Here is an 11,791-nt window from a genome sequence, read left to right on the forward strand (position 1 = left end):
TGAATGCTATTTTTTCATCAATCTTTGAATCGTGACTAAGAGCTCATCCACTACTTCATGGTCGCCTTCTTGAATACGTTCTATCACACAGCTTTTCATATGTCCTTCAAGCAAAAGCTTTGCTACACTGTTAAGCGCCGCTTGGGTTGCTGAAATCTGTGTAATTACATCATCACAATAAACATCTTTTTCAATTAGGCCTTTAATGCCCCGAATCTGCCCTTCAATCCTGTTTAACCGAGTCACTAAATTTTTTTTCGTTTTTTCAGAATGGTGGCTTTTTCGAGAGGAGCCCATTTCTAAAGAAGCCAATTGATCTTCACTTTCTAATATCTGTTCATTTTTTTCCATCTTGCCACCCCCTACAACTACACTTTACCATACCCCCCAACCCTATGTAAAGTACTTAATTTATTTTTTATTATGTTTTATTTCCACACCTTTATACATATTAAACAAACATTTTAAGAGCAATTTTTAAATGATCATTAACTGGCTGCTTACCATTAACCTATTGTGATTATCCAATAAAGTTATAATCGGTTCTTCATGCTCTACCGATCATAAACAGTGAAGAGCAAACGGGTAAACACGTCTTTTGTATGAATATCAAAGAGAAACTTTCTCCTTAAAATACAGGATACTTATTCGGTTATACCAGCATCCTTTATAGGCCAATAAATTATTTTCGCATCACCTACAACCTGATCGATTGGAACAGCGCCAATGAGTCTGCTGTCTTTGCTATTCCTTCTGTTATCTCCCATTACAAACAAATATCCCTCAGGAACAGTTTCACTTCCAACAGGTGTATCTTCCAACTTAAAAGATCGTGTTAATGGTATGCTTGACAGCCCTTGTTTGTACTGGTCTAAGTAAGGCTCCTCATATGCCTTTCCGTTTACATATAAAGTATCATCCTTATATTCAATACGATCTCCTGGCAAACCTATTATACGCTTTATGTAGTCTTCATCTTCAGTCGCATGAAAAACAATAATATCAAACCTTTCTGGTTCTTTGAATTTGTAGTCTAATTTGTTTAAAATCATTTTATCTTCGTTTTGTAAGGTAGGCATCATTGATTGGCCATCTACTATTATCGGACTAAATACAAATGTACGGATAACTCCTGCTATTGCAAAGGCTACTGCTATGGTTTTAATCCCTTCCAGTAATTTAGATTTCTTTCGCTTTCTTCCCAATACTTTTCCATCCTCCCTGAAAACACAAGCAGCTATAAGCCACTTTTTTTCAAAATAATGACTTCCCTCTAATTCGTTGTGTTTCCTATTCTTGTGACAAGAATTCTTGAGCTGTATGTTTTCTCAATCACTATAATAAAGATGAACCGTAAACAACTTGATGAAAGCCATTCGGTTCGTTTGTTGCTCATTTTAATGACAGAAAGTGATGCAAAGAAATTGCACCACTCCCTGTTATCACTCCTAATTTTGATTTTTCTTTTTATTAACCCATATATAAAGAACACCCAAAGCAACAGACACCGCTAAAAAGATACAAATCCCAATAAAAGATTCAAACAGCTCATGCAGTGCGTTGTGTGAATGAAAAACAGTGCTTGACAGTGTAAGGCATCCAATCCCCATCAAAATAAAAAATAAAGGTATGACTACATTAATTATTTTTTTCATTTGTCTTCACTCACTTTTTGATTGGTAGGAAACGCTATTTTAAATAACGTTCCCTTTCCCTGGGTGCTTTCAAATTTAATTTCCCCACCTAATAATTGAACTAAATTTTTGACAATAGCGAGCCCTAAACCTGTCCCTCCGGATGCTCTCGATCTTGATTTTTCTACTCGGTAGAAGCGTTCAAATATAAATGGCGCATCCTCTTCTGGTATCCCCATACCAAAGTCTTGAATGAATACTTCAACGCGTTGCTTATGGGTTTTAGTGTAAATTTCCACGCGGGATTCAGGAGGACTGTAACGAATGGCGTTTTCGATTAAGTTAATAATGATTTGCTCTAACCTGACCCCATCTGTATAAAGCAATGGATAATCAGAAGCCGTATTTAACCGTACCTCTATTTTTTTCTCGGCCGCTTTAAGGGACACTTTTTTAGCCGAACTGTTTAAAGCATCGCCAATATCTAACCATTCGTAATTAAGATCTATTTTGCCTTCTTCCATTTTTGCCAGTTCAAACAAATCATTTATCAGTGTTGTTAGGCGTTTTGCTTCTTCAGTAATAATGGTTAAATATTGATTTCTTTCTTCTTCGTTAGAAACCAGGCCATTCGTCAGTACTTCTGAATAACCTTTTATATAGGAAATCGGTGTTCTCAATTCATGTGATATATTGGCAAAGAATTCTCTTCGGTTTGTCCTGTACTCTTCTAATTCTCTCCCTAAATCTGTAATCGCTGTTGCCAGGCTGCCCACTTCATCTTTTGTTGGAATCATAAGCTTTGTTTTTAATTTCCCTTTTGCTATCTCTCGTGTCGCCTGTTCCATCTGCAGAAGGGGATTAGACAGCTTTTTGGATACAAAAAATGTAAAGCCAATTGCTATGAACAGAGCACCGATAACTGATATCAACAGCCAGAGACGCACTTGTTCTATTGATTCATCTACATCTTCCATGCTGGATACAATAACAAGACCGCCACCGACCTTACCGTTTACCATAATAGGCTTGCCTGAAAGAAAAAAATCATGTGATTCCGATGCTGCTTTGTATTCGATGCCGAGCGTCCCATTTTGGGCAATCGGATTATAGATCTCTTTTGTCACATTGGTTCCTTCGGTGAAATTTAATACTCCTGTGCTCTTTAAAATTTCCCCGTCCATGTTAAAAACAAAAAGCTCTGTATCCATTAACTCGGATAACATCTCAAACATGTGATAAGAATTTACATCTTCCACACTTGTAATAGTTGTTGAATATTTTGATGCGAAATTTTCAAGCTGTTCCTGTTTTTGGTTGATGTAAAAAGCGGTAAACATCTGGTCGATGGTATATACTAAAGGGAAGAGTACAACCAAAAACAAAACCATAATAGTGACACCCAGTTTTACCGTAATACTGTTGAACTTCATAACCACTCGTCCGGTTCATGAAATTTATAGCCTACTCCCCACACGGTTTCAAATGGATTATAGTCAGATCCTTTTTCCTTTATTTTAATACGGATATTTTTCACATGACTGTCGACCGTTCTTGTGTCACGCGAGTCGTTATATCCCCATAAAACATCGAGAAGAACTTCTCTTGTAAAAACTCTTTTTGGATTGGACGCAATGGTATGCAGTAATTTATACTCCTTAGGAGTTAATTCTAACTTTTCCCCGGCGATTAAAACACTGTGTCCATCCTGATCTATTTGTAAAAATCCATTTCCATAAACAATCGAGTTATTTTCTTCTTTTTCTGATTTTTCATTACTCAGTTCAGATCTTCTCAAAAGTGCTTTTACCCTGGCTAAAAGTTCTTCTGGCTCAAAAGGTTTAATTAAATAATCATCCGCACCAATTTCAAGTCCATGAACTTTATCTTTTGTATCATTTCTTGCGGTCAGCATAAGAATAGGTGTTGTTTTAAACTCCCTCACTTCTTCACACACTTCCCAGCCATCTTTTCCAGGCATCATAACATCCAGTATGATTAAATCAAATGAATTTTTCTTGACTAGAGCGACTGCTTCTTCTCCATCCACAGCCATTGTAATTTCAAAGTCCTTCGTTAAATATATTTTAAGAAGGTTCCTCATGTTCCATTCGTCGTCAACGATCAATAATTTTTTCTTCATTTTGTCTCCCCTTATGCTTCCGTATCTAGACTGTTATATCTTTTTCTTCGTTTACAAAAGGCAAGTAAAAACGATATTCCCTATAAGCTAAGAAAGAACCTGCAAAACCAATAATGGAGAAAATAATACCCACCATAACCCCAATAATAGAAAGATGTAAAACCAACTGATTTACCCCTATAAAACCAACAAAAACACCAAATGCTATACTTGACTTAGATGAAATCCATTTCTTTTCAATCGACGAACTGGTTCTATATTGTTGTATTTTGTAATAGATATAAAACGCTAATGAACTTAAATTGACAATATACAAAGCCCCCATTTGCTCCACTCCCTTAAATGAAAAATCCCCTTCCCTATTATTATAATTCTAAAATGTAGAGAATTTATGAAGTTTAGAAAAAAAGCTTCCAAAATAGAAACTATTATGGAAGCTGGCTATTAATATTCTTTTTTTCTTTTATATACTATCCCTATTATAGCTAAAAAAAGAAGCATAAATACAAAGATAATAGAGAAATTTTGATTAAAAAAAGATAGTTTTTCTGTCTTAGATGAGGAAACGTCCTCCGATGAAGCTGGTTTGAACTGTTTTTCTTCTACAAGCTTCATGGAGTTTAAAACTATCTGTTCTTGGTTTAAAATCTGCAAATTACCATCATTGGTTACCTTTTTTACAACACGCTCATCGTTTAACTGTGTGAAATAAAAATCTTCTGTTAACTGGTAGCGAACACCTTTTTCAGAATTAAATAATGTTCCTTTCGCAACTTTTGAAGATCTGTAATTATCATATCCATAATCCAGGAGTTGGACCGCGTCGTCATAGGCTGCTGTTTGCGATAATGCTTTAAAACTAACAGCAATCAAACTTAAGTTTCCTCTTTTTGCTGTAGTTACAAGAGTTTGGCCTGATTGATCGACAAACCCTGTTTTTCCTCCTGTAACCCCTTCATATGGAATTTCTCTCATCAATTTATGATGATTAATTAAAGTAGTCTCCCACGACTTTCCCTTCCAATCTAACGTTTTTGTCCCGAAAATTTCTCGAAACTCTTTATTTTTCATTGCATATTGTGTGATTTTTGCCATGTCATAGGCGGTTGTTACATGGCTTTCCTTAAACAATCCATGAGGATTCTTGAAATTTGTATCGTGAACTCCTACCTTTGTTTTTAAATACTTATTTATGTTGGTTGAAAATTTTTCGACACTGCCATCCAAGTGCTCTGCTATGGCAATACCCGCATCATTCCCTGAATTAATGAGCATGCCCTGTATCAGTTTCTTAAGAGAAACCTGTTCACCGGCCTCAAGATACACTCTTGTACCATCAACGTCTCTTGCATTTTGGCTGACTGTAAAAATTTCTTCGAGGTTTCCTTTTTCAATAGCATAAATAGCCGTTGCAATCTTGGTCAAACTTGCAGGATACACTTGCTTGTCTCCATTTTTTTCATAAAGCACTTGACCAGACCGTTCATCAATTAATATGGCTGATTCGCTATTTAACGTAAGTGATGCTGAATCGTAATTACCAAAAGCTTTTGTTACCGATATTGCGTTTATTAATAATAATAACCCCAAATACACACTAACTTTTCTCACTTTTACACCCACTAATTATGTTTTTAACCGTTTAAGTATTGAACCGTCTCCATATCTGAAGAAGTTGGAAGGGAATAGTCTTGTTGATACGCTTCGTGCCCCTTACCCGTAATGAGAACCCAATCATTTTCCTTGCACTGATTAAGCGCACGACTAATAGCCTCCGTTCGATCCGGAATAATGATGCGGTTTTCATTACCCTCTTCATGTCTATTTAACCGGTGAAGAGTTTCAAGCATTTCTTCTAAGGAAACATTGTTTAAATCATCGACCGTTAGAATGTACTGGTCACTTAATTCAGCAGAAATTTTAAGCATTTCTTCCCTCTTTCCAGAATCTCGATTTCCTCGAAAGCCAAAGACATGTACAATCTTTTTGGCTCCGCAATCTCTGGCGGTTTTTAAACAGTGAAAAATGGCATCCGCTGTATGAGCATAATCAACAACTACTGTCACACCGTTCTTGTTTACAAAAGATTCAAACCGTCCGGGAACCCCCTTAAAACTTCCAAGGGCTGAAATAATATCCGCTTCTTGGATCTGAAGCTGCTGGGCAGCCGCAAAGGCCATAACGGCATTATATAAATTGTGTACGCCAGGCATCGTAAATTGGATACCTATCTGCTTTTCAGCGCGGTCTGAAACTGTTACTCCTGTGTTATTTGAAAGGAACTTGCAAATTTTAAGGTTTGAGGAAGGAGAATGCCCTATAGAATATACCGGTATTGATTTGTTTTCTAAGAGACGGCTTAGCTTCATGCCCCATCCATTGTCTAAATTGATGATAGCTTTTCCGTTCGGTTTTAACTTTTTAAACAACTGTGATTTAACTTCAAAATACTCCTCTATTGAACCGTGATATTCCAAATGGTCAGACGCCAAATTAGTGAAAAGACAATAATCAAACTCTATGCCTTCTAGTCTGAATTGAGATAGCCCGTGGGATGAAACCTCCATAATGACAACTTCATCCTTACTTTTAGAAAGTAAATCATTTAAAGCGAGTGAATTAGGCGTCGTATTCATGGACGTAATTTCTTCACCGTTTATGATGTTTTTAATGGTCCCAATTAGTGAGCAGAATAACCCACTTTGTTCCAAAATATGCTTTAAGAGAAAACTAGTAGTTGTTTTTCCATTTGTGCCGGTTATACCAATCATTACTTTATTTTTTGAAGGGTCCTGGTAAAATCTTTTGGAAACCATACCAAGAAACTTTCTGCTGTTATCAACTTTTATGTATGGCACAGGAAGATCTATTCTCTCTTCTTCACCTACTATAGCTGACGCCCCATGTTTTATTGCCTCCTCTATGTATAAGTGGCCGTCAGAATGGTGTCCTTTAATGGCCACAAATAAAGATCCATCCAGGACTTTTATAGAAGTGTCTGTAATGGCGTTTATTTGAACATCCCGAAAAGTACTTGGTGCCTCTTCGTTTATTAACCCCTCGACTAAATCATACAACTTCATTATTTTTGTACTCCTTTTTAATGTTGACTTGTGGTTACTGTACTCAAAAAATGTGTAGAAATTGTAGAGATCTGCATTTTTAGGACTGTTACATTTTGCTATCAGGAGAATGTGCCCGGAGATCGTGATTTATTGCCTATTTACGATCAAGTAAAAAAACCCCATAACAACATTCCAAATGGAAGGTGCCTGGGGTTAAGACTTAATTAAATTAAGCTAAAGATAGGGGCATTCACGCTCTTCTTCATCTTTTTGCATAATTTTGTGTGAGTTATAAATGATACCTGTATTTTTATAAAAAACTTCTTCTTGTCCGCCAGTAACAAAGCTAGGTTGGCTGCTGCTTTAGCTTTCTTCATTCTCCATATTCATGTTTTCATGATCCATGCCTTCCATATTGCTATCCGAGTTGTTTGAATCATCATTTCCACACGCAGCCAGAATTGCTGATAAAGCCGTTACCATAACCAGCCCTTTAAATCCACGCTTCAAAAGTACCGCCTCCAATAATTTTATATTGTTTAAATCTTACCAAGTAAATGTGCAGATTTTATGAAGCACGCCTACAAAGGTAATTAAAAAACCAATATCTATTTTTGTGCTATTAAGACTTATTACGAGCTGTTTCTTCCTTCCTTACTCCGCTTACCCACATATACCCATAACCCCAAGAGGTTCTTAAATGATCATCTACAGGAAATTCAACATCTCTTAATTTCCCCCGTAGGTTTCTTATATGAGAATCAACTGTGCGGGTATCTGTATATTTATATCCCCAAATTTGTGTAATTAAATGTTCTCTTGTTAAAACCTGATTTTTGTTGCTTAAGAAACAGTCCAGCAGATTAAATTCTTTCTGAGTCAATGACAAGATCACATTCTCGTATTTAGCCTCATACATTTCTCTGTTTAGCACCAAGCCATTAAAATGGATTTCACTAACACTTATAAGACCTTCTCTTCTTAAATTAGCTTTAATTTTTGCTAAAAAGATGTCCTCGTCTATTGGTTTAGTCATGAAGTCATCCACCCCAGCATAGAGACCATTTAAGATGGATTCCTTATCGGTACTTTCCGTTAATATTAAAATAGGGATATTGGAAATACCTTTTACTTTTTTACATGTTTCCAACCACAATCCAGGAGAAGATGTTAGATCGAGAACAAACAAATCAATCAGCTCATTTTGAACCATATGTATGACACCATCTTCAGATATCGCCCGTAAACACCTTATTTCTTCCTTGTCCAGAAGTGAATGAAGCACATCTAACTGATCTTCTTTGCTTTCTAATATCAGAATAGAATGCAAAAATAACACCTCCTTTTTCCGTAAAAAATGCAACTGTCATTAATTATCGAAAAAAAATGTGCAGAAATAATGGAGTTTGGTTTTTTTCGTTTAAATAAAAAAAAGAGGGCAATATATTTAGGGAATCCAAATTTTAAGAGGAGGTACAATAATGAACCATAATTTTCACGATTGTATTAAAGCTTGCTTGGAGTGCCTGGAGGCTTGTAACGTATGCTTCGATAAATGTTTATCTGAAGAACACGTCCATATGATGGCCGAATGTATCCGATTAGACCGTGAATGTGCCGAAATTTGTTCTCTTGCAGCGCAGTCTATGCAGAGAAACAGCCCATTTGTTGCACAAATCTGTCAGCTATGTGCTGAAATTTGTGAAGCATGCGGAAATGAGTGCAAGAAGCATGAAGCTGATCATTGTCAAAGATGCGCTGAAGCATGTTTCAAGTGTGCTGAAATGTGCCGTAGTATGGCATCTTAATATTCTGTTTCAAAAAACCTGGTGACTTAACTATCATTAGTTAATTCTCCAGGTTTTTTGTATGAAAGAACTCTAATAAAACTACAAAATTCATTTATTTATAGCGAACAAGAGTTTGGTTCACAAGAGAGATAAACTAAAAGAAAAAAGTCGAACCTGTGACATGTCTGAAGACATGCCCGGTTCGACCTCGCTATCATCCCACACCTGAAGGAGTTAGCTTTCCCGCTCGTAAGGTCTGTAAATTTTCATCTGCCCTCGCCATTCACTTTTTCTGCTTTCCAGTAATATTCGCTTATCACTTTGGCGAGAGCCTCTGCTGTATTTTTCAGTTCATTCATGTTATTATCAATGCCCCCTATTTCAATCAGGATAGAGCGTTGCGATAAATCCTGATTGTAAACCCCATCTACTCCTTTGCCGCTTTTCCCGATAACCCCTCTGCTCAGTTCAGGGTATTTTTTCTGTAATATTTCATGCAGGTCATTTACAACCTTTAAATTTTTCTCGAAATGTTGATTATTTTTACCCACAACAAAAACTACTTTAGCGTATGACTTATCATTAATGGTGACCGTTGTGTGTTCTTTTCTTAATGAATCCCTATGCAAATCGATAAAATAACTTAATTCATTATTATTCGCTACAGCATCTTGGACAATTTCTCGTGATGCTTTGTAAGACCTTGGTGTCTTCCACCCCTTCTCTTTAAGCGTTTGACCCATGTCTGTTTTGTCGTGAATAGCCCCTAATCCATTTTTCTCTAATTCTTTCGTCAACATATCTCCAACCAATATGATGTTGGTTTTTGAATCAACTGCTTTATTTACATCAGGATCTCCTTCAAGCCCTAACAAAGGAAGGTATGACTCCCAACTATGAGTTTGGTATACATAAAACCGCTTCTCTTTTATTTCTCCCTCTTGAGGGGCATCTGGTTTCTGCTCTTCTGTGATCTCATTTTCGGTCTTTGGAGCTTCCTTTTCCTCCTCCCCAGCTTGTCCCTCAGGTATTTCTCTTTCTTTGAGTATGTCTTCCAGTGAAGGGGCAGCAGATTCTCGTGGCAGAGTCGTATAATCTGTCCCTGTACCCGAAATTAAAATTTCTTCTTTGTATATGCTAAACCCGGGAAGTTCATTTCCCAGAAGACTGCGGGCATCCCCTAAATTCACGGCTGTGGCCAACTCTAATCCGATAGAAATCAACGTTGATTCTTTTTTTTCTTCAGGGCCTTTAGAAATGAATGGAAGTTCTGAGCTTAACAAGCTAATAAAAATCTCTGTAGGAACAGCTTGAATATTTTTTTGTATTCTAGAGTAAACCATCTGTCTCTCACTTGGAAAGTAGCTCGCAATAAACACAAAGGTTAATACAATAGAAATAAAACAAACTAAAAGCTGAAAAGAATAAGGAATTTCAACATCCCTGCTAGTCATTACCCATCTTCTTTGATTTAGATTTTACTTATTAAAACAGCTGGTCTTTTTTAATTAGATGTTTCATTATTGTTGTTTCCTTATACTATGCAGGGGTATCGTTTCACATTATTAAGAAATGAAAAAAGGAGCGGATAATCCGCTCCCTTTAATTCGATGATATTCTTTTTGCCCCTAAATAACGCTGAGACCAGTAGCTGTTTTTCATAGAGCTGATCCCTACTCCTTTAGAAGAAGAACTGTGTATAAATTCGTTATTTCCGATATAAATACCGGCATGGGAAGCACCTGGCTTATAGGTTTCAAAGAAAACTAAATCCCCCACTTGTGGCGTTGACACTCTTGTTCCCTTTGTATAAATTTCTGCTACGGTTCTTGGAATAGTAATCTTGTTGCTCTCTTGATACACATATTTTAAAAACCCGCTGCAGTCAAACCCACTTGGTGTATTGCCACCCCACACATAAGGAACACCCATATACTTTTTGGCTACGTTAACAAGTTTAGCTGAATCATATGTAGAAGTGTTTTTCACTTGCGCTGGGGTGGTTGACTTTGCCGATTTTACTCCTAAAGCTTTATATGTACTTGGACCTGCAATACCGTCGGCTGTTAGACCTTTTTTCTTTTGAAATGCAATAACAGCATTTTTTGTTATAGGACCAAAATATGTAGTGGTATTGGCTTTAAAATATCCTTGCTTTTTGAGGACAGTCTGCAATTCTGTTACGTCTTTATGCTTCATGCCTTCTTTTAAAGTTTGATCTCCCAGGGCCGCGTTACCAATGACTGGACTAGTAAATAAAACACCTGCTGCTGTAAATGTCATTATTAACTTTTTCACTTTCATTCTTCCATATCCCCCTGAACATCTTACTTAGTATCTGTATATTTTTGTTTAATTTTATCACCATTTTTAGTTTTGTTTGGTAACATTCCCATTACAAACTGTGCAGAAAATGTGGATTTAATAAAATTAGTGGAGAATTATACATAAATATACCAAAAAGAGAAGAAACAGGGAGAATGAAAGACTTTTTACTTTCCATTTTATTCTTCTTACAAATTATGTTGCTTTTATGTTGAGAGAAGTAGAGAAGGCTAGTGGGAAAATAATTGTTTAGATATCGATGAAAACGGAAATTGAGGGCTTTAATACTGATTGAAGACAATAAAAAAACGCCTTTGAAGGCGTAATGATGCGCATGTCTGTTTATTTATTCCAATACAAAAAATAGTAACCAACCAGTTTTACATATTCTTTCCACAACATCTGTTTGCTTTCTTCATCATTCCACCAGGTTGCAAATTGGTAATGGGACGGGGCGGTTGCATAAGTGAGATTTATATTGCTGTCATGGTACACTTTTTCAAAAATAAATTTTGTTCTTCTCATGTGGTAATCGTTGGTTACGATAATAGCGGACCTGATGTCTCGTTCTTTAAGCAATTCTTTTGTGTATGTGGCATTCGTATATGTGCTATAGGCCTGTTCCTCAGCAATAATACTATCTTCCGGTACACCAAGCTCTGCCGCCTGCTTCACAGTAAAAGTTCCTGTATTGGCTCGTGATAAAATAAGTTTATCGGCATAGCCATCTTTCCACAATTGGACCCCTTTTTGAATTCTTTCTACACCAGGGCTTAGTACGATAATGGCATCTGATTTTTTTGGGTTTTTCTACAATCAAAAGGTAATAGCCAG

13 protein-coding genes are annotated in these 11,791 nt (G+C 36.5%); 1 reads left to right on the forward strand and 12 read right to left on the reverse strand.

What is annotated here, in order from left to right; translation table 11 throughout:
• Positions 1-6: 6 nt before the first annotated feature.
• From VP97_RS14365 to VP97_RS14405, 9 genes are all read right to left on the reverse strand, one after another.
• Positions 7-351: a metal-sensitive transcriptional regulator gene (locus VP97_RS14365; protein ID WP_050182606.1), complete on the reverse strand. Its 345-nt coding sequence runs from the start codon at positions 349-351 to the stop codon at positions 7-9.
• 293 nt (positions 352-644) lie between these two features.
• Complete coding sequence (lepB, locus tag VP97_RS14370) at positions 645-1,205, reverse strand: signal peptidase I (protein ID WP_050182607.1); 561 nt, start codon at positions 1,203-1,205, stop codon at positions 645-647.
• Positions 1,206-1,651: 446 nt separating this feature from the next.
• Positions 1,652-3,067, reverse strand: a complete 1,416-nt coding sequence (locus VP97_RS14380) for a sensor histidine kinase (protein WP_050182609.1) — start codon at positions 3,065-3,067, stop codon at positions 1,652-1,654.
• A complete protein-coding gene (locus VP97_RS14385; RefSeq protein WP_050182610.1) occupies positions 3,064-3,777 on the reverse strand; it encodes a response regulator transcription factor in 714 nt (237 codons plus the stop codon). Before VP97_RS14385 ends, VP97_RS14380 begins: the two co-directional genes overlap by 4 nt.
• Positions 3,778-3,802: 25 nt before the next feature.
• Positions 3,803-4,102, reverse strand: coding sequence for a YtpI family protein (locus VP97_RS14390; protein WP_050182611.1), 300 nt, complete (start codon positions 4,100-4,102; stop codon positions 3,803-3,805).
• A gap of 119 nt (positions 4,103-4,221) precedes the next feature.
• Entirely contained in the window at positions 4,222-5,388 is a 1,167-nt protein-coding gene (locus VP97_RS14395) for a D-alanyl-D-alanine carboxypeptidase family protein (RefSeq protein WP_050182641.1), read from the reverse strand.
• 23 nt (positions 5,389-5,411) lie between these two features.
• A complete protein-coding gene (locus VP97_RS14400) occupies positions 5,412-6,860 on the reverse strand; it encodes a UDP-N-acetylmuramoyl-L-alanyl-D-glutamate--2,6-diaminopimelate ligase (protein WP_050182612.1) in 1,449 nt (482 codons plus the stop codon).
• A gap of 345 nt (positions 6,861-7,205) precedes the next feature.
• Complete coding sequence (locus VP97_RS23895) at positions 7,206-7,352, reverse strand: hypothetical protein (RefSeq protein ID WP_156153504.1); 147 nt, start codon at positions 7,350-7,352, stop codon at positions 7,206-7,208.
• Between the two features lie 112 nt (positions 7,353-7,464).
• Entirely contained in the window at positions 7,465-8,172 is a 708-nt protein-coding gene (locus VP97_RS14405; protein ID WP_050182613.1) for a response regulator transcription factor, read from the reverse strand.
• A gap of 151 nt (positions 8,173-8,323) precedes the next feature.
• Between VP97_RS14405 and VP97_RS23335 the strand changes: the two genes are divergently transcribed.
• Entirely contained in the window at positions 8,324-8,650 is a 327-nt protein-coding gene (locus tag VP97_RS23335; protein WP_082220367.1) for a four-helix bundle copper-binding protein, read from the forward strand.
• A 248-nt stretch (positions 8,651-8,898) separates the two neighbouring features.
• Here the strand turns inward: VP97_RS23335 and spoIIP are convergent, their stop codons facing one another.
• The 3 genes from spoIIP to VP97_RS14420 form a co-directional block, all read right to left on the reverse strand.
• On the reverse strand, positions 8,899-10,086 hold the full coding sequence (gene spoIIP / locus VP97_RS14410) for a stage II sporulation protein P (protein WP_050182614.1): 1,188 nt from the start codon (positions 10,084-10,086) through the stop codon (positions 8,899-8,901).
• Positions 10,087-10,234: 148 nt separating this feature from the next.
• A complete protein-coding gene (locus tag VP97_RS14415) occupies positions 10,235-10,930 on the reverse strand; it encodes a C40 family peptidase (RefSeq protein ID WP_050182642.1) in 696 nt (231 codons plus the stop codon).
• Between the two features lie 369 nt (positions 10,931-11,299).
• Positions 11,300-11,743 (reverse strand): ElyC/SanA/YdcF family protein, encoded by a 444-nt coding sequence (locus VP97_RS14420; protein ID WP_082220368.1) that lies wholly within the window; start codon positions 11,741-11,743, stop codon positions 11,300-11,302.
• Positions 11,744-11,791: the final 48 nt, after the last annotated feature.

It is taken from the genome of Domibacillus robiginosus (genome assembly GCF_000966195.1).
GTDB lineage: Bacteria > Bacillota > Bacilli > Bacillales > Domibacillaceae > Domibacillus > Domibacillus robiginosus.